This is a genomic window from Pilimelia terevasa, from assembly GCF_014647915.1.
Classification (GTDB): domain Bacteria; phylum Actinomycetota; class Actinomycetes; order Mycobacteriales; family Micromonosporaceae; genus Pilimelia; species Pilimelia terevasa.
In genome coordinates this window covers 79,521-97,930 of sequence record NZ_BMQC01000011.1, presented here as the reverse complement: position 1 = coordinate 97,930, position 18,410 = coordinate 79,521, and the positions used below count along the sequence as shown (strand labels likewise).

Below are 18,410 nucleotides of genomic sequence, written 5' to 3'. Positions count from 1 at the left end.
CGGGTGCCACCGGCGGCCTCTTCTTCTCCGGCCTCGGCCGCCGACAGTCCCCGTCTGGTGGTGCTGCTGTCCGCGCCGGTGGGCCGGCTCCACGACTTGGCCTTTTTCGGGAGCCCGATATGCCTTCCACCATTTCCCACACCCAGACCGCCCGCCCGGCGCGGACCGCGCCGGCCACGGGGCGCTACCTGCGGCCGGCGACGTTGATGGCCGCCACGTTGGCCCGCCGGCCGAACCTGCATCCCCGGCGTCTGCGCAACCCCGCGCTGGACCGGATCCCCGCCGCGGAGCTGCTCGACTACATCGACCTGCCCGGCCTGGTCGACGAGCTCCTCGAAGCGCCGCCGGCCGGCGCGGTCCGCACGGTGCGCAGCCGCAACGGGACCACCGTCACCGTGCTGCACAGCGACTGCTGGAGCCTGATCGTCCGCCGCCTCGCCCTGTACTGGCCCCTACTCATCGACCGGGTCCACGGCCTGCGGCGCGCGCAGTGGAAGGCGATGATCGACGCGGTCACCGCCGCCCGCCGCCGCGGCAGGGGCACCGGGTGAGCGCGGCGAAGGGACGGCCCAAAGGCCGGGCCAACGGCTGGACCGCTGCGCAGATCCGCGCCCTCGGGACGCTCGTCGACATCCCCACCGCCGGTTCGATCTTTGGCATGAACCGCACGGTCGCCTACGACGCCGCCCGTCGCGGCGCCTTCCCGGTGCCGGTGATGACTGTCGGGAAACGCCGCTGGGTGTCCGTCCTGTCGATCATGGCCGTGCTCGGCATCCCCGCCGAACCCCCACGCCACCCCAGCCCGCCATCAACCGACGGAACGACGGAATCAGCGCCGTCGACTTGATCCGTTCCCGAATCGGAGCGTTGATCAACCACGCCAAGTAGGAAGCACGAAATCGCATCCCCGCATTCGATACATAGGAGGAGTGTGCCCATGGCCGCGCCCGACCGCTCTATTACGAAACGCTGCACCTGCCGAAACCCCGACGGCAAGCTCGTCGGCGCCACCTGCCCGAAACTGCGCAGAGGATCTGACAAGAATTGGAGCCCGCACCACGGCACCTGGGCGATGCAGGTCGAGCTCCCACCCACCGCGGCCGGAACCCGCCGGCAGTTCCGCCGCTCCGGCTACAGCCTCCGCGAGGAAGCCGTCGCGGCCCGCGACGCCGTCCGCGAGCTACTCGGCCTTGCCGGCGACGACCCGGACACCAAACGAGCCGTCGGGGACCTGCTGCAGGGCCTCAAGCAGCGCGAGCCACTGCCGGACCGCGACACCGTGGCCCGCCGGATCCGGGCCGGTGTCGCCGTCCACGCCGAGACCACCACCGGGGACTACCTCGTCGAGTGGCTCACCAGCCGCCGCCGGAAGATCTCGCCGAAGACCTACCGCAACTACGACGACCACATCCGCCTCTACTTCGCCCCCGCGATCGGGGACCTGCCGCTGCAGAAGCTGCGCACCCACCACCTCCTGGCGATCTTCGACGCCATCGACGACCGCAACGCCGAGATCCACGAAGCGCGGCAAAGCGCCGACCCGACGGTTCGCGCCAGCGTCAAGGGGCAGCGGCTCGTCGGGCCAGCCAGCCAGCAGCGCATCAAGGCGACGATCCGTAAGGCCCTCAACGACGCCATCCGGATCCACCGGTTGCTCGAGTACAACCCGGCGGTCAACGTCGAGCTGGCCTCCGGCGCCTCGCCCAAGCCGCGGCTGTGGACCAAGGCGGCCGTCGCCAAGTGGGAGCGCACCGGACTGCGGCCGTCCCCGGTCATGGTCTGGACCGCCGAGCACTTCGGCATCTTCCTCGACTACGCCGAGGCCGCTTACCCCGACCTGGCCCCCGTCTACGAGGTCATGGGGCACCGTGGCTTGCGGCGAGGGGAGGCGTGTGGGCTGCCTGACGACAACGTCGACCTCGTCCACGGGCAGCTCGGTGTCGAACAGCAGATCACCAGCGTCGGCTACGTCCCGGTAACCAAGACGGTCAAGACCCGCGCGGGCGCCCGCCAGGTCGCGCTCGGCGACGACACCACCGGCAGCCTGCGCAAATACAAGGCACGACGCTCGCAGCGGCAGCTCACGGCCGGAGCCAAATGGGTGGCGAGTGGGCTGTTCTTCGTCCGATCCGATGGCTCGGCCTGGCATCCCGAGCAGCTCTCCCGCATCTTCTACAAGATCGTGGCTGCCGCGGGGCTGCCGCCGGTGCGGCTGCACGACCTGCGGCACCTCGCCGCGACCCTGATGCTCGCCGCCGGAGCCACGCTCAAAGAGATCCAGGAAACCCTCGGCCACGCCAACTACCGGATCACCGCCGACCTCTACACGTCCGTACTGGAGGAACTGCAGAAGGAGACCGCCAACAAGGTCACGAAGCTCGTGCCGCGCTCGCGGCCCAAGGCCGCCTGACACCGTCGAGGGGCGCGTCCGACCGCGTGGTCGGACGCCCCGTCGGTGGCGTTCAGGCCGCTGCGCCGGCTGCTCAAGGTCTCCCCGGCCTGGCGACCCCCGCGCGACGCTAGCCACGCGTACCGTCCTCAGATGCCGGGCAGACCCGGCCAGGGAACAGCGGCGGGAGGCGCGATGGGTCAGCAGCCACGTCGCTTGACTCCATCGGCGTCCACGCTGCACTACTTCGGCGCCGAACTGCGCCGACTCCGCACCGCCGCGGGACTGTCCCAAGCCGAACTCGGTCGCAAGATCAGATACACGGCTGACACCGTTCGACGCTGTGAAACTGCCGAGCGAGTGCCGTCAGACCGCTTCGTCACCGACTGCGACACCGTCCTCGGCGCCGGAGGCGCGCTCGCGGCGCTGTGGAAGACCGCACGGTTCCACGGCGTGCGGCGGCCGGCCGCCGGCGACTCCGGCTTCGAGGCGCCGGCGCTAGACCGCCCGACGCTGGACTGGCTGCTGGGCAACCTGGGCCACGCACCTGGCCGACCGCCGATGCTGACCCCGGACGAGGCGGTCCTCGATCGCGCCGCCGGAGAGCTGGAGCGCCTCCGGGAAGCCGACCACCGGTACGGCGCCGGCGTCGTCCACGACCAGATCGACACACTCATCGCCGGCGAGGTCACCGCCCTACGATCCGCATCCGACGGGCCCGCAGCCACGTCGACCGGCCGGAGTCTGGTGGTCGGCGCGTACGAGCTGGCCGGCTACGCCGCTGTCGACGTCGGCGCCGTGGGGACCGCCCAGCGCCACTACCTGAACGGCCTGGTCGCCGCACAGGACGACCGCCGCTACGGCGCCTACCTCATCGGGGTCAGCCTCGCCCATCTCGCGCTGCACTGCGGTGACGCCTCTACCGCCCTACGGATGAGCCTCGCCGCATCTGCAGGAACGGATAGCTGCTCCACACCCGCAATCCGGTCCGCGCTCGCCGCGGTTACGGCCCGCGCTCACGCCCGACTCGGTGAGGAAGCCGCCAGCACGCGCGCGCTCGCGGTGGCCGACCGCGAACTGGAGGCCATCCGCCCCGGAGACGAACCGGCGTGGATCGGCTACTTCGACGGCGCATACCTCGCCGATGAGCGGGCGCACTGTCTGGTCGACCTCGGCCAGCACCGCGCCGCCCAGGCCGAGGTACGGCAGGCCGTCGCCAGCCTCGCGCCGACCCGCCGCCGGCGCCTGGCGATCGACACCGCGCTGCTGGCAACGTCGCTGGCGGCCTCCGGCGACATCGAGGAGGCGTGCGCGGTCGGCCGTACCGCCGTGGATCACGCCGCCGCGATCGCCTCGCTCCGCAGCTCCCAACGTGTTCTGGCCGTCTTGGCGCGCCTGGCCGACCATGCCGACGTCGCAGCCGTGCGCGAGTTCCGGGAGTACGCGACCGAGCGCCTTTCACCCCCCGCGGCAGCCGGCGCCCTCCGGCTGGCCGGATAGACCCTCAGCCCACGGGCGAGCCGAGCCGGCGACCGTAGAAGGCGTGCTCGGCCTCCAGCGCAGTGACGAGCGTGGCCGGCGCCGTCAGGCCGTGGCCCGCGTCGAGCTCCACGAGCTGGTGCTCGCCGCTTCGCCCTCGAAGCGCCGCCGCCAGCGGCCGGACGTCGTCGATCGGAGCGACAGCATCGCGGGTCCCGTGCAGCAGCAACACAGGACGCGCGATCGTGTCCGCGGCCACGGGCTCGGCGCCAATGGCCAGGGCCTTCGCGTGTGCCCGCTGAAAGCGTGGGACCGTGGTCGTCCACCGCTGCGGGTCGGCGATCGCGCTGGAGGCAACCGCGCCGGCGAACGGGCTGTCGTTGCGGCTCACGCAGCGCATCGCGGTGTAGCCCCCAGCGCTCGCTCCGGCGATGAACGTCGCGTCGCCGCGCGCGTAGCCTTCCTTGATCAGCCAGCGCGCCACGGCCGTGCAGTCTTCGACGTCGTAGCAGCCCCAGTGCCCGTAGAGGCTCTGCCGGAACGCCCGTCCGTAGCCGGTGCTGCCACGGTAGTCCACGTCGACCACGGCGAAGCCGTGGCTCGTGAAGTACCGAATGTGGGCGTCGACCCTGACCTGCATGTTGTAGGTCGGACCTGGATGTGCCCGGACGATCGTGGGCAGCGGCGCGTCCCGTGGGCCGGCTCGGTAGAGCGTCGCGCAGATGCCGCCGACCACGAGCGGCTCGCTGCGCACCGGGGCGGACCCATCCAGTGGCTCGTGAGCGGGGGTGCTGAGTGGCGTTGTCGTGGGGGTGTCGATGTTCACCAGCACGGCCGCGGGGCTGGTTACCGGCGTCGCGGCGATGATGCCCACCGCACCGTCGCCCACTGCGAGGTAAGGCTTGATCGAGCTGTACGGCAGCGGAACCACTTCCGTCCGGCCGGTAGGCGACACGACCTCCAGCCGCTGGCTTGCGCCGCGCTGGGTGATCACGACGATCCGGCCGTCGGGGAGCAGGTCGAACGTCCGGTAGCCGTGCTCCCAATGCGCCACGGCCTGCTCGCCGGCGGTGTCCGTTAGCCGGGCGACGCGATGTCCGTCCCACCGGTACAGGTTCCACCAGCCCGCCCGGTCGGACGCGAAGTACAGCGTGCCGTCCGGCGCCCAGCGCGGCTGGGCCGCGGCCTCCTCCGGCAGTCCCGCAACGAGCTGCGCGTCAACGAGGTTGCCGTCCGGCCCGATCTGCCCGACCCAGAGCCCGCACCGATCCCAGGGCATGTGCTCGTCGTCCCACTGCAGCCATGCGATGCGCTGACCCGACCTGGTCGGCGACGACAGGTGGGCCGTGGCGCGCATCAGTTCGACTGTCCGGCCGTCGGGCCCGACTTGGACGAGGGCGTCGCCGTCGGCGTCCTCACGCACTCCGAGAACGGCATCCCCATCAGCCACGAGATCGCCGATGACACCGATGCCTACCTCGACCAGCTCGCGGTGCCCGCGCCGGTACAGGGCTGCCTTGTCCGTCGTCGTGAACCACAGCGCCCCATCACCAGCGATCGCGTACGCGCCGCCCCCGTACGAATGCAGCCCGCTGGCAATCTCGACACCTGGAACCGACACCACCGCCGGTACATGGCCAGGCTCCGCGCGCACCACGACAGCTTCGCCGCCCGATCGGCCGCCGGCTTCCAGCCAATAGAAGCCGCCGCCGGCGTGGACGAGATGATCCAGAGTTGTCCGATCCGATGCGACCACACGGGCGTCCAGTGGCTGCGCAGGCTGAAGCGTCACGCCGCTATCGCATCACGTGCGAGCCCGTTGCCGCACGCGCGCCACGGCGATCCAGGTGCTTGCCATGCGGACAACGCTCCTTGTCCGCATGGCGATGGTTCCACCGCTACCGCCCGTCGGGCTGAATGGGCGTACGGCCTGGTCAACGCTCAAAGGCCGGCCCTCAGCGGCACCGTGACTTGAGAACTCCATACCGACAATGTGCGTGGGCCGGCCACACCCGGCCGGCCCACGCACAGCGGACAGGTTCTCGCAGCTCCAGCGCAGGACGAACGAGCCGGCCCCATCGACGTTGGGGGCAAGATCGGGTCGTCCGATAGCATCACCATTCGTGGTGGCAGAGCGCTATGACGGCTTGATCCTCGACTTCGCGGGCGTCATGACCAGCAACATGGTGGAGGTCATTGACCACTTCGAGCACCGAGAGCGGCTCCGACGAGGCGTCTTCCTGCGCGCGTGGGCGGATCCCCGCGGGCAAGACCTGTACCGGAGACTCGAGCTGGGAGAGATCGACCAGCGGGACTGGAACGCCGGGTTCGGGGCGTTGATCGGAGTCGACCCTTCCAACCTTATGGGCCGAGTGCTCTACGCGCTCGATCCTGCGTATGAAGTGCTGAACGTGCTGCGTGAGGCGCGGGCGGCAGGTATCCGCACGGCGGTGTTGTCGAACTCTCTGGGAACCGACCCGCACGATCCCTACCTGACCTATAACCTGCACGACGCCGTGGATCACTTCGTTCTGTCGACCGACCTAAAGATCCGTAAGCCCGATCCTGCGATCTTCGAGTACACCCTCGAAAGACTCGGAGTAGCGGCCGATAGGTGCGTCTTCGCCGACGACACCGAAGCCAATCTCGTTCCGGCCCAGCGGATGGGCATGACGGTCATCCACGCGCTGGACGAGGACGAGACATCGCGCGTCCTACGGGCCTTGTTCGGCCTACCGGCGACCTGACGCCATTCAGGCGTCCTGCTGCAGGAAGGTTCGGACCGCTCGGCTCTTGGCGTGCGAGCGCAGCAGTCCACGGAGCTGAGCCAGCGTTGCTGACGAACGAGCTGAGTCCACGCTGGAGAGACACTGGCGGGCGTCTTCGGCGCGCGAGAGGGCGCCATCGAGGTCACCGACCTGAATGTGCGCCTTTGCTGCCCTCGCGAAGTAGATGGCTTGGCTGCGCGCGTATTCGCCCTTGACAGTGTCCGCTGCGATGGCGGCATCGAACCGACGAATGGCTTCTCGCGCGTCACCCAGGTCCAACGCGGACGATCCGGCGATCATCTCGATCTCGGCCTCGCTGACCCAGTACAACGTCGGCGGGTCGTCCTCGCTCGGGCCGCGCTCGAGTTCGACCCGCGCCTTGTGCAGCATCCTGGCGTACGCCTGCTTGTCACCGGTCTTCGACAGCGCGCGAGCATGACGGGCCGCGAGCATGGCTTTCATGCGCGCCGTGCCGGTCCGCGAGATGGCTGCTTGCGCGGCCTCGAGGAGCGCGATGGCGTCGCGCGGATGGCCGGTCGAGTAGCACTGCACAGCCATGAACGACATGGCGTACGCACCCGCGGCAGGATCGCCTGCGTCCGCTGACGCGCGAAGCGCGAGATCGAAGTAGCGCTGCGCTGAGACGTTGTGGTCTTGGTCGAAGTGTCCCCACGCCGCCTGCCTGCTCGCTTCCGCGGCCAGTGAGTACAGGCGCCGGCCCACCGGTTCGGTGAATCGACCGTTGCGGAGCAGGCGTGCGATCAGCGTTAGCTCGGACCGGGCAAGCCGCGTGAGTTCCCCGCTGCCTATCTGATCGTCGAGGTGGCGCAGGTGGTCGAGCCGCTGATCGATGTGATCCACAAGGCGGACGTCGATGCGCTGGGGGCCGTGGCCCTCGACGGGCGTAGCTGGGCTGAGGGCGTCCGCCCATAGGGTGGCTGTGGCGGCCATGGCCCCGCAGGGCAGCGCCAGGATGGAGCGTCGCTTCACATCGTCCGTTTCTTGCGTGATCGTCGTCAGCAAGGCCTCGGTGCTGGCCCGCCCCCACGACACCGCGTCGATGCCGCCGAGCGTCCGCAGCTGGACGACGAACATACCCCCGGTGCGGAGCACTCGGTCGTACGCGGTGGCGATGTCCTCGGTGACCGCCCGGCGCCCGTTCTCGACACTGCGCAGGTGACCCTCGGAGTATCCGGCGAGGCTGGCGAAGCGGTGAAACGCGATGCCGGAGCTACGCCGCGCCTCGCGCAGCGCATCGGGCATGCCGTCCGCCGTCATGGGCCCTTCGCAGTTTGATTCGGTACTGATTCGCCCCGGGTTGTTGTCCGTCCGAGGCGGCGGGAGTGTGCTTGGACGGTCACGACGCGCGGACAGGTCGGCCCCTCGATCCCGCGCTCCGTGGTCCATGACCATACAACGCCGCCGGTAGGTAGAACGCTCTCCGGGATCACCGGCCCTCACCCCCGATTCCGAGGCAGGAAGTGTTGCACGTGACCAGAACCGACCCCTCACTCGAACGATTCGGCTACCGCCAAGAACTCCGCCGCACGCTCACCACCCGGGATCTGCTGTTCTACGGGTTGATCTTCATGGTGCCGATCGCACCGTTCGGAATCTTCGGCTCGGTCTTCTCGGCGTCGGCCGGGATGGTCGCCCTGGCGTACTTGGTCGGCATGGTGGCGATGATGTTGACCGCAAACTCCTACGCGCAGATGGTGCGCGTGTACCCGATGGCGGGCAGCGTCTACAACTACGCCGGCCGCGGCATCGCGGCCCCGGTCGGGTTCCTGGCCGGGTGGGCGGTGCTGCTGGACTACCTGCTGGTCCCGTGCCTGCTGTACGTCGTGGCGGGGGTGGCGATGAACGCGGCCTTCCCGGCGGTTCCGACGCTGGTGTGGGTGGTCGGGTTCGTGCTGCTCAACACGCTGGTCAACAGCTTCGGGATCCGGCTGACCGCCCTGGTGACGAAGGTGTTCCTGGTCGCCGAGCTGGCCGTGCTGGGCGTGTTCCTCGCCATCGGGATGAAGGCGCTGGCTGACGGAAAGGGGCGGGGCTTCGAGTGGAGCCCGCTGTTCGACCCGGACGCGTTCGCCTGGCCGGTGATCTTCGCCGCGGTGTCGGTGGCCATGCTGAGCTTCCTGGGCTTCGACGGGATCTCGATGCTGGCCGAGGAGACCCGCGATGGCAGCCGTCAGGTCGGCCGGGCGATGGTCGCCGCGCTGCTGCTGGCCGGGACGCTGTTCGTCGTACAGGGCTGGGTCGCCGCCCTGCTCGCTCCGGACCCGGACGGCCTGATCGCCAACGGCGACCCGGCCGGGACGGCGTTCTACGACGCCGCGCGCGTCGCAGGCGGCGGCTGGCTGGCCACGCTGACTGCGATCGCCACCGCCCTGGCGTGGGGGATCGCCAACTCACTGGTCGCCCAGGCCGCCACGTCGCGGCTGCTGTATGCGATGGCCCGCGACCGGCAGCTACCCGCGTTCCTCGCCCGGGTGTCGCTGAAGCGGGCGGTGCCGATCAACGCGATCCTCACCACCGCCGTGCTCTCCCTCGGCTTGGGGGTGTGGATGGCCGGCCGCGCCGACGGCATCACCCTGCTGTCCTCGCTGGTGAACTTCGGCGCGGTGATCGCCTTCATCACCCTGCACGCGTCGGTGATCTGGCACCACAGCCGTGCCGGCCGCCGCCCCAAGTTCGTCCGTCAACTGCTGCTGCCGCTGGCCGGGGCGGCGGTGTTGATCGCGGTCGCGGTCAACGCGAACCTGCTCGCCCAGCAAGTCGGCGTGATCTGGCTCGGGGTGGGCGTGCTGGTCCTGGCCGGCATGTACGCGGCCGGCCTTCGTCCCCGTCTGCCCCACCATCTTCAGGAGGCGTAACCCGATGTCCGATGATCTGCTCGTCCTCGATGCCACCGCCGAGCGGCTGGCCTACACCTTCGGCGGCGTGCCCCCGATCGCCAAGGTCCGGCCCGGCCAGGTGCTGCAGGTACAGACCGAGGACTGCTTCGGCGGCGCCGTGCTGAGCGTCGACGACTTGCCGTCGCGGGTGTGCCGGTTCCCGAACCTGAATCCGGTGACCGGCCCGATCCACGTCGAGGGCGCCGAGCCGGGTGACACCCTCGCCGTGCACATCGTGTCGATCACCCCACGCCGCGACCACGGGTTCTCGGCGACGTTCCCCGGCTTCGGGGCACTCACCGGCACCCCGAGCACGGCGACGTTGCAGCCGTGGCTCGAGGAGCGGGTCTGGCGCTACGACATCGACCGGTCGACGCGGACCGTCCGGTTCACCGCCCGCCGCAGCGACCACGTGGTGGATCTGCCCCTGGAGCCGATGATCGGCACCATCGGCGTGGCCCCCGCAGCCGGGGAAGCGCGTCTGACGATCGTCCCGGACCGGCACGGAGGGAACCTCGACACCCCGCACGTGCGCGCCGGGAACACCCTCTACCTGCCCGTCAACGTCGACGGGGCGCTGCTGGCCCTCGGCGACGGGCACGCCCGGCAGGGGGAGGGGGAGTGCTGCGGCGTAGCGGTCGAGACGGCGATGACCACGGTCCTGATCGTGGACGTGATCAAGGCGGTGGCGACGGCGACGCCGCGGATCGAGTCCGACTCGGAGCTGTTCTCGGTCGGGGTGGCGCGGCCGTTGGAGGACGCCTACCGGTCCGGCTGCCACGACCTGGTCGGCTGGATCGGCGAGCTGACCGGCATGGACGCCCTCGACTCGTACCAGCTGCTGTCCCAGGCCGGTACCGCGCCGATCGGCAACGTCGTGGACGCGAACTACACGATCGCGGCCGGGATCGCGAAGCGGTACGTGCCCGGCGGCACCCCGTATGAGGGCGTGCACAGCCGGCTGGCCGAGCGCGGTCGGGAGTACCGGTGACCGCCGGGCGGGCGGTCGTTGGGGAGCGGGTGGTGGCGGTGCAGCGGATCCCGGCCGACGCCCGCGACCGCGGCGCCCACACGTTGACGGTGCGCGATGAGGTGTTCCTGTTCGCCCACGACGAGGACCGCCGGTTCAAGCTCCTGGTCAACCCCCGCTCTCTGGCCGTCGCCCTGGCGGGGGCGACGCTGGCCGACCTGCTGATCGCCGGGGTCGCCACCGTCGATCACACGCGGGTGTTCGTGCGGTCCTTCGCGCAGCCGCCGACGGACCGGCTGCTGGCCGAGGCGATGGGCCGGCTGCGGGTCCATGGCGGCACCCTGTCCCTGCCGACCGCGCTGGGGTTGATCGCGCCCGGCCTGTATGAGCGGACCCAGGCGTACCTGGTCGTGGCCGGGCGGCTTCGGCCGGTGCACCGTCGGCTGCTCGGTCCGCGGCACACGCTCGCCGACGGCGGCCTCAATGTCCGCGTCCGGGCGCGGGCCCGGGACGCGGTAGACGGGCAGGACATCGTCAAGGGCCTGGCCCCGGATCCGGTTACCGACGGGCTGTGCGTGCTCGTGCACGCGCTCGGGCTGCACGACCGGATGTTCTTCTTCAACCAAGCCGTCCCCGAGGTCCGCGCCGCCGTCGCCGACGCGATCGACCGGCTCCCCACCCGCTACGCCGGCGGACCGCTGGCCGGCCTGCCGATCATCGGCACCGTCACCAAGGCAGCGATCGGCGACGCCGCCACCGCCGTCTACACCTAACCGCCCACCCGCCGCGCCGACCGCGCGCCGAGCCCGGCCTCCGACCCCGTTAGCAGCGCCCCGGCTCCGCGCCGGCCCCGAGGTTCCCCGTCCGACGGGCCGGCGCGGCCATCCCGCCATGCCCGAAACCGCTCCGCGAAAGGCAGTTCCGTGCGCTTGACCGACCTGGCCACCGCCTACGGCGACGTCATCTCCACCGCCGCCCTGCGCACCGACCTGACCACGCTGGCCGGCCACGACCGGACCCAGGGCGGCCAGGGGCTGCTCGCCGCCGCCGAACTCGTCGCCGCCCGCGCCGACCGGGCCGGGCTCGAGGTGCACGTGCGGCACTACCTACCCGGCACCGCGGACGCCCACTGGTGGAACCACGCCCCCAGCACCGCCCCGGCCGTGCGGACGGCGACCCTGACGATCAACGGCGACGGCGCCCCGCTGATCGCCTACCCCGAGCAGCCCTGCACCATGGCCCGCGGCTGCGCGGCCACCCCGCCGACCGGGCTGACCGGCCCGGTCGTGGACCTGGAACGCAGCCCCGACCGGCGTATCAGTGGCGCGTTCTACCTCCTACCGCCCACGCCGCGGTTGGCACTCGATGCGCGGTTGGAGCAGCTCGCCGACCAGGGCGCGATCGGCGTAGCCGTCCGCACGGACCGCAGGTCGAACATCGATGCCTCGCTGGTCGAGCGGCTGGAGGCCGCCGACGGCACCCGGCTGCCGGTGTTCTCGGTGTCGCTGCAGCACGCCGCCCGGCTCCAGCACGCCGCCGACGCCGGCGAGTACGTCCACGTCTTCGTCGAAGGCGACCCGCCGGCGGCGATGCCGCTGGTCTACGCCCGCCGCAAGGTCCGCCGCCAGGGGCGCCCGCACGGGCTTCTGTCCGCGCACCTGTGCCACGCCGGCCCGGGCGCGGACGACAACGCCTCCGGCGCCGCCGCACTGACCTCGATCGCCTACGCCGCCTACTCCATCTTCGGCGCCAACGCCGGCCCCGACCTCGCATTCCTGTGGGCGCCGGAGACGGTCGGTACGGCGGCGTTCCTGCACGACATCGCCGACACCGGCGACGCCGGCCCGGAGTTCGTGCTGTGCCTGGACTCCCTGGGCGGAGATCCCCAGCTGTGCGGCGGGACCCTCACGATCGAGGGGTCGCCCGATCACCAGCCCTCGCCGCTGGCCGGTGCCCTGGAAGCCGCCGCCCGGGCGGTCCAGCCGGACGTCCGCTCCTACGCCGGCACCGTGCGGCTGCCGACCTGGGCGCGTGGTGTCGTGCCGTTCGTCGGCGCAGGCGACCACGCCCTCTACGCCGACCCGGCCATCGGCATCCCCGCCGCCCGGCTCAGCCGGCAACCGAACAGGTACCAGCACACCAGCGGCGACACCCCGGCCACGATCTCCTACCCCGAGCTGCGGCTCGGCGCCATCACCGCCGCCGTCGCGGTCACGGCGCTGTGTATCGGCGGGCCGGCGCTGACCGAGGTCACCGACGCCGCCACGGACCTCGCGTTGCGCCGCATCACCGACCTGCTCGGCGACAGCGGCCCACGCCAGCCCACCACCGCGGATCTCGTCGCTGCCGTCGACTCCGCGCATGGCGGCCTCGATGTCCTGAGCCGCTGGCACCCCAGCGGGCTGCTCGACGTCGAGGCGCGGCGCAAGGAGGTCGCCGAACACGCCCACCGCCTCGCCCCGGCGCTGCCCCCGCCGGTCACGAGCCTGCCGGTGGGGCGGGTGCCGCTACGCGGCTGGACCGGCCCCTGGACCCTGCACGCCCTGGCCGAGGCGCTGAACACCGCCGGCCGCCGCCGGCTCGCGGGGCTGCTGGGTGACGGGCCGGCCGACTACGCCCGGCTGGTCGCCCTCGCGCACGCCGTCGATGACGCCAGCCCGGTGCCGCTGCTCGCCGCGCGCGCCGCCACCGCCACCGGCTTGCCGGTCGACGCGGGGCATGCGGAGGCGCTGTTCGACGTGATGGCCGAAGCGGGCCGGCTCACCTGGAGCGGCGCGTGAACCGCGTCCGGCTTCGGCCGGGTGAAAGACGTTCGCCCACCCGAGGGGCGAGCGGAGGGGGTTGGGGAAAGCCCCGGCCGGCGGAGATTCCAGCTCCCGCCGGCCGGGTGCCCCCTGCGCGGTGCCGGCTGCGGTGGCCCGGGTGGTGGTGGCTGTGGCCGGCCGGATGAGTGACCTGACCCCGGACGCGTCGCCGGCGCATCGCTTCGGTGCCGCCCTGCGCTCATGGCGGATCCGGCGCGGGCTGTCCCAGCAGGGGTTGGCCGACCTCGTCTTTCAAAGCGCGCAGACCGTCGCCAAGACCGAGCGGGCAGAGCGCTGGCCGTCGCGGGAGCTGGCCGCCAGCTGCGACAAGGTCCTCGTCGCTGGTGGGGAGCTGGAGGCGCTGTGGCCGCCGGTGCGGGCTCAGCAACTGGCCGCAGACCGTCGCCGGCGCGCGGCGGGGTCGGGAGCATCGCACGACGGGCCCGGCGGCGCCGGACGGTGATCTGTACAAGTAGCGACCCTCCTACTTGTACAGATCGGCCTTCTGGCCTCACGGCGCGGGCGGTGGGTCAATGAGTAGATAGCGGGAGGTACCCGCTGAAACCCAGCGATATCGCAGGAGGTATCGGCATGTCCTCGACGTATCCGCCGGTGACGGCGTACGAGACGACCGCGGCGGCGTCGCTGTCGATCGGCCACCGGACCTACTCGGGCACAGTCGCCCCGGACCGTCCGTTCCCGACCGGCAAGCAGGCCGCGACCGCTGACCGCCAGGTGTCGGCGGCGAAGTGATGGTCGTGGTGGGGCGGGCGCCAGCAGGCCCGCCCCACCACCCGGGAAGGGGGGTCAGGGTGTCGGTACTTCCAGCGGCTATCACCGTCGCGCCGGATCTGCGGCTGCGGCATGAGCACTTCGGGGCGTTGGCGTGGCGGGGCCGGCCGCGGCGCATCTTCAACCTGCACCCCGCCGCCGTCGCGCTGGTGCTGCTGCACCACCGGTCCCGGCCCGCCGCCGCGCCGTCGCCGGCGGTGCACGTGCCCGGCCTGGACCCGATCACCGAGGCCGGCTGGGCGGAGATCGTCGCCAGCCTTCTCGACCAGGACGTGCTGGTCGCCGCCGACGAGCGCCCGACTGCGGTCACCGCGGCGGACCTGGACGGGGCCGGCCGCGCAATCGCTGAGCGCCGGCCCGCGTTGCCGGTGCTGAAACCGATGTGGGTGCACCTGCAGCCGTTCACCGTGTGCAATCAGAAGTGCCTGCACTGCTACTGCTCCGGCGGCCCGAAAGCCGACCCGTTCCTGCTGCCGACCGAGACGTGGCGGGAGGTGATAGGGCGGCTCGACGACTACGGCGTCTTCGACGTCTACGTCACCGGCGGGGCGAGCCTGATGCTGGACGGGTTCTTCGACATCGCCGGCGAGATCCTGGGCCGCGGGATGGGGTTCGGGGTCAGCACCAACGCCACCGTCCTACCCCCACGCACCCTCACCCGGCTGCGCGAGCTGGGTGTCGGCACGGTGCAGGTATCACTCGACGGCGGCACCGCCGCCACGCACGAGCTGATCCGCGGCGCCCCCCGCTCGTTCGCCCGGACGCTGGCGGGGATCGAGCAGATCGCGCAGTTCGCCACCCCGGTGATCAACACGGTGGTCAACCGGATGAACCTTGCCGAGCTGGAGCAGATCGTCAAGGTCGGCGTGCAGGTGGGCTGTTCGCGGTTCAAGTTCTTCCCGCAGAAGCCCGTCGGCCGCTCCACGGTCGCGCACACCCTCGACGACGCGCAGATCATGGGCACGCTCGTGCCGGAGTGCGCGCGGCTGGCCCGGCTGCACGCGGTGGAGATCGAGACGATCAACCCCGACGAGCCGTGCGGCAGCGGCACCGTCGGCTTCGCCGTGGACCAGCGCGCCGACATCTACCCCTGCATCTTCGGTGTGGAGAACCCAGCCATGCGGTGCGGGAACCTGCTGACCGACGACCTGGACCAGGTGTGGTTCTCCTCGGCGACGATGGCCGCGTTCCGGGGGGAGGTGGCCACGCCATGCCGGCGCTGCGAGTGCTGACCCCGACCCGGCGGGCGCGGATCCTGCTGTGGGCGCCGAGCCTGTACGAGGGCGGGTTCAAGCAGCACCACGTCGACGGCGAAGCGCTCGCCCTGCATGCCCACCTACGCGCCCGCGGCCACCACGTTTGCCTGCTGGACGCCTACAACCGCGCCGCCAACGCCTCTCCGCTCGCCGACGTGCTCGCAGGTGGCGGGTTCGACGTGCTGATCGTGCACCTGTGGACCTCCGACGCCTACGGGCCGCGGCTGGCCGAGATCGCCGACGAACTGGCCGCCGCCCGTTTCCGGCACGCGGTCGCGGTGCTCGGGTTCGGGCCGCTGGCCACCAGCGCCGCCGCGGAGCTGCGCGCCCACGGCGCCGTCGACCACGTCGTCGGCCTGCACCCCAACAGCGGGCCCGCCCGCGACCCGCTCGTGGCCGCGGTCGCCGCCGATGCGGCGGACGCGCTGCGCGGCCACACCTCGCTGCTCGACCTCACCGCCGAGGATGTGGCTCGGCAGCCGGAGGCGGTGGTGTCGGTGTCGGCCAGCCGCGGCTGCCGATCCCGCTGCACCTTCTGCGCCTACAACGCCGACCTCGGCGCCGGCTGGACCGAACTCCCCATCGCCGCTGCGGTCGCCGACATCGCCCACCTGCACGAGCTGACCGGCGCCACCCGCTTCTCCATGGACGACGTCGACTTCGGCGGCACCCGCGACGCCTGCATCCGCCGCGCCGGCCAACTCCGCGACGCCCTCCACGCCCACGGCCTGGCTGGGCGGGTGGGGTTGAGCATGAACATCCGGTCCGAGACCCTCACCGGCGAAGCCATCACCCTGCTCGCCGAAGCCGGCGTCGACGTACTGCTCATCGGCGTGGAGTCGCTCAACCCGGACACGCTGCACCGCCTGTACGGCAAACGTCAGGACCTGGACCACCTGCGCCGCGTGGTGGCGGCGGCTGATGCCGCCGGCATCACCACCGTGGCCAGCTACATCCTCTGGCACCCCTGGCAAACCCTGCCCGCCCTGCGCGCCGAGCTGGCCGCCCTGGAGGAGTTCGGCCGCCACCGGGTCCCGCAGTTCCTGGCCCGCTCGCGGCTGCTGGTCATCCCCGGCACGGTCGCCGAGCGCCGCATCCGCGACGACGGCCTGCTCGATGCCGCACCGTTCCACCGCGGCTTCCGGTTCGCCGACCCCGAGATCGCCGACCTCGACGCCCAGCTGTCCGACTGGTACGCCCAGCATGTCCGGCCCGTCCTCGCCGGGCTGCACGAGTCCCGGGCCGGGGACCTGACCCGGCTGGCCGAGCTGAAGTTCGCCGAGTGGCAGTGGTTCACCGACCTGCTCGACATTCCCACCCGCCAGCCCGCCGGAGCCATCTCGTGACCGCCCTGACCCTCGCCCTGCATGCCGGCGCCAACTCCGCGGCCGCCATCGCCGTCGACGGCCGGCTGATCTACTGCGTGCAGGAGGAACGCCTGACCCGGAACAAGGGACACATCGGCTTCCCCCGCGAGGCGATCGCCGCATGCCTGCGCCACGTCGCCGCGGATCCGGCCGACGTGACCGCCGTCGCCTACGGCGCCCGCACCGGCCCGGTCGCGCACTGCCCGCGTGAGGAGTTCCTGCGCCGGCTCGTCGACTTCCACCGCCGACCCGGCGTCGCCCGCCACGAGGTGCAACTGCTCGCCGACGACTCCCCGGCCAACCGCCGCCAGGTCACCGACGCCCTCGCCGGCGTGGGCGTGAAGGCGCCGGTCAGCTTCTACGAACACCACCGCACCCACGCCGCCACCGCCTACTACGGCCTACGCGCCGACCCCGCCCGCCCCTACCTGGTGCTGACCTGCGACGGGTTCGGCGACGGCGCCTGCGCCACCATCACCGTCTGGCGCAACGGCCACGCGACCGAGGTAGCGCGCACGGACCTGCGCAACAGTCTCGGGCTGCTGTACTTCTGGACCACCCACGCCCACGGCTTCACCCCGCACGAGGACGAGTACAAGCTCATGGGCATGGCCCCCCACGCCGATCCCGGCCGGGCCAGCCAGGTCGCTGCGGTCTACGGCGACTTCCTCAAGCTCTCCGCCGACGGACTCACCTTCCGCCGCACCACCACCGCGTCGGTGGAGCGCAGCTGGCCGCGGATCGCCGCCCGGCTGCAAGGCCGCCGCTTCGACGACGTCTTCGCCGGACTGCAGCTGTTCACCGAGAACCTCCTCGCCGACTGGACCGCCGCCGCCGTCGCGCACACCGGCATCCGCGACGTCCTCGCCGCCGGCGGGGTGTTCATGAACGTCAAGGCAAACCAGCGCCTCGCCGCCCTGCCCGGCGTCGACAGCTTCGCCGCGTTCCCGTCCTGCGGCGACGAGAGCCTTCCGCTGGGTGCCCTGTACCAGCACACCGCCGACGAATACGGGCACGCCGACGTCGCGCCGCTGGCGGACTGCTACCTCGGCGACGACATCACCGAAGCCGACGCCGCCGCGGCCCTGGCCGACCGGCCCGGCTACCACGTCGAGCACCCTGCCGACCCAGCCGCCGCGGTCGCGGCGCTGGTCGCCCGCGGCGAAATCGTCGGTCGGGCGGCGGGGCGGATGGAGTTCGGCGCCCGCGCCCTGGGCAACCGGTCCATCCTCGCCGACCCCGCCAACCCCGACCTGCCGCGGATCCTGAACCGGCTTGTCAAGCAGCGCGACTTCTGGATGCCGTTCGCCCCCGCCGTGCTCGCCAGCCGCCAGCACGACTACCTGCACAACCCGAAGAAGCTGCCCAGCCCGCACATGATGCTGGCCATGCCCGCCCGCGCCGACGCCCTGCCCGAGATGATCGCCGCGGTCCACCCCGCGGACCTGACCTGCCGGCCACAGATCGTCGACGACCACACCGACACCGGCCTCGCCGCCATCCTGACCGCCTACCAGCAGGCCACTGGGCGCGGGATCCTGCTCAACACCTCACTGAACCTGCACGGCCAGCCCATCGCCCGCACCGCCGCCGGCGCCCTCGCCGTCCTCGACGGGTCCGACCTGCAACACCTACAGCTAGGCCCGCTGCTGGTCAGCAAGACCCCCCTCATCGGGGGCCGGCGGTGA

At 71.7% G+C, this 18,410-nt stretch carries 16 protein-coding genes; 14 read left to right on the top strand and 2 right to left on the bottom strand.

The genetic code is table 11. The features are described 5' to 3' along the window. Positions 1–119: 119 nt before the first annotated feature. From IEY75_RS15590 to IEY75_RS15575, 4 genes are all read left to right on the top strand, one after another. Complete coding sequence (locus IEY75_RS15590) at positions 120–551, top strand: hypothetical protein (RefSeq protein WP_189115087.1); 432 nt, start codon at positions 120–122, stop codon at positions 549–551. Continuing rightward, positions 548–847: a DNA-binding protein gene (locus IEY75_RS15585; protein WP_189115086.1), complete on the top strand. Its 300-nt coding sequence runs from the start codon at positions 548–550 to the stop codon at positions 845–847. Before IEY75_RS15590 ends, IEY75_RS15585 begins: the two co-directional genes overlap by 4 nt. Positions 848–937: 90 nt before the next feature. After that, positions 938–2,410, top strand: a complete 1,473-nt coding sequence (locus IEY75_RS15580) for a tyrosine-type recombinase/integrase (protein ID WP_189115085.1) — start codon at positions 938–940, stop codon at positions 2,408–2,410. 132 nt (positions 2,411–2,542) lie between these two features. Then, the gene (locus IEY75_RS15575) at positions 2,543–3,889 is read left to right on the top strand and encodes a helix-turn-helix domain-containing protein (protein WP_189115084.1); all 1,347 of its coding nucleotides are present in this window, start codon (positions 2,543–2,545) and stop codon (positions 3,887–3,889) included. Positions 3,890–3,893: 4 nt separating this feature from the next. Here IEY75_RS15575 and IEY75_RS15570 read toward each other — a convergent pair whose 3' ends face one another. Next, the gene (locus IEY75_RS15570; RefSeq protein WP_189115083.1) at positions 3,894–5,660 is read right to left on the bottom strand and encodes a S9 family peptidase; all 1,767 of its coding nucleotides are present in this window, start codon (positions 5,658–5,660) and stop codon (positions 3,894–3,896) included. 331 nt (positions 5,661–5,991) lie between these two features. Between IEY75_RS15570 and IEY75_RS15565 the strand changes: the two genes are divergently transcribed. After that, entirely contained in the window at positions 5,992–6,615 is a 624-nt protein-coding gene (locus IEY75_RS15565) for an HAD-IA family hydrolase (protein ID WP_189115082.1), read from the top strand. Positions 6,616–6,621: 6 nt separating this feature from the next. Here the strand turns inward: IEY75_RS15565 and IEY75_RS15560 are convergent, their stop codons facing one another. After that, positions 6,622–7,914: a helix-turn-helix domain-containing protein gene (locus tag IEY75_RS15560; protein ID WP_189115081.1), complete on the bottom strand. Its 1,293-nt coding sequence runs from the start codon at positions 7,912–7,914 to the stop codon at positions 6,622–6,624. 212 nt (positions 7,915–8,126) lie between these two features. On the opposite strand from IEY75_RS15560, the gene IEY75_RS15555 reads away from it, so the two are divergent. From IEY75_RS15555 to IEY75_RS15515, 9 genes are all read left to right on the top strand, one after another. After that, positions 8,127–9,512: an APC family permease gene (locus IEY75_RS15555; protein WP_229789747.1), complete on the top strand. Its 1,386-nt coding sequence runs from the start codon at positions 8,127–8,129 to the stop codon at positions 9,510–9,512. A gap of 4 nt (positions 9,513–9,516) precedes the next feature. After that, the gene (locus tag IEY75_RS15550; protein ID WP_189115080.1) at positions 9,517–10,524 is read left to right on the top strand and encodes an acetamidase/formamidase family protein; all 1,008 of its coding nucleotides are present in this window, start codon (positions 9,517–9,519) and stop codon (positions 10,522–10,524) included. Beyond that, positions 10,521–11,276 (top strand): GOLPH3/VPS74 family protein, encoded by a 756-nt coding sequence (locus IEY75_RS15545; protein WP_189115079.1) that lies wholly within the window; start codon positions 10,521–10,523, stop codon positions 11,274–11,276. The genes IEY75_RS15550 and IEY75_RS15545 overlap by 4 nt, the downstream gene beginning before the upstream one ends. A gap of 150 nt (positions 11,277–11,426) precedes the next feature. Then, positions 11,427–13,283, top strand: coding sequence for a zinc-binding metallopeptidase family protein (locus IEY75_RS15540; RefSeq protein ID WP_189115078.1), 1,857 nt, complete (start codon positions 11,427–11,429; stop codon positions 13,281–13,283). Positions 13,284–13,416: 133 nt separating this feature from the next. Continuing rightward, the gene (locus tag IEY75_RS15535) at positions 13,417–13,770 is read left to right on the top strand and encodes a helix-turn-helix transcriptional regulator (protein WP_189115077.1); all 354 of its coding nucleotides are present in this window, start codon (positions 13,417–13,419) and stop codon (positions 13,768–13,770) included. A gap of 128 nt (positions 13,771–13,898) precedes the next feature. Beyond that, positions 13,899–14,060 (top strand): hypothetical protein, encoded by a 162-nt coding sequence (locus IEY75_RS15530; RefSeq protein ID WP_189115076.1) that lies wholly within the window; start codon positions 13,899–13,901, stop codon positions 14,058–14,060. A gap of 59 nt (positions 14,061–14,119) precedes the next feature. Next, a complete protein-coding gene (locus IEY75_RS15525; RefSeq protein WP_189115075.1) occupies positions 14,120–15,331 on the top strand; it encodes a radical SAM/SPASM domain-containing protein in 1,212 nt (403 codons plus the stop codon). Further along, positions 15,310–16,701, top strand: coding sequence for a B12-binding domain-containing radical SAM protein (locus tag IEY75_RS15520; RefSeq protein WP_189115074.1), 1,392 nt, complete (start codon positions 15,310–15,312; stop codon positions 16,699–16,701). The genes IEY75_RS15525 and IEY75_RS15520 overlap by 22 nt, the downstream gene beginning before the upstream one ends. Beyond that, on the top strand, positions 16,698–18,410 hold the full coding sequence (locus tag IEY75_RS15515; protein ID WP_189115073.1) for a carbamoyltransferase C-terminal domain-containing protein: 1,713 nt from the start codon (positions 16,698–16,700) through the stop codon (positions 18,408–18,410). Before IEY75_RS15520 ends, IEY75_RS15515 begins: the two co-directional genes overlap by 4 nt.

Coding starts and splice junctions, on each gene's coding strand:
- IEY75_RS15520 (WP_189115074.1), top strand. CDS start 15,310: ATGCCGGCGCTGCGAGTGCTGACCCCGACCCGGCGGGCGCGGATCCTG.
- IEY75_RS15590 (WP_189115087.1), top strand. CDS start 120: ATGCCTTCCACCATTTCCCACACCCAGACCGCCCGCCCGGCGCGGACC.
- IEY75_RS15560 (WP_189115081.1), bottom strand. CDS start 7,914: ATGACGGCGGACGGCATGCCCGATGCGCTGCGCGAGGCGCGGCGTAGC.
- IEY75_RS15530 (WP_189115076.1), top strand. CDS start 13,899: ATGTCCTCGACGTATCCGCCGGTGACGGCGTACGAGACGACCGCGGCG.
- IEY75_RS15550 (WP_189115080.1), top strand. CDS start 9,517: ATGTCCGATGATCTGCTCGTCCTCGATGCCACCGCCGAGCGGCTGGCC.
- IEY75_RS15580 (WP_189115085.1), top strand. CDS start 938: ATGGCCGCGCCCGACCGCTCTATTACGAAACGCTGCACCTGCCGAAAC.
- IEY75_RS15575 (WP_189115084.1), top strand. CDS start 2,543: ATGCCGGGCAGACCCGGCCAGGGAACAGCGGCGGGAGGCGCGATGGGT.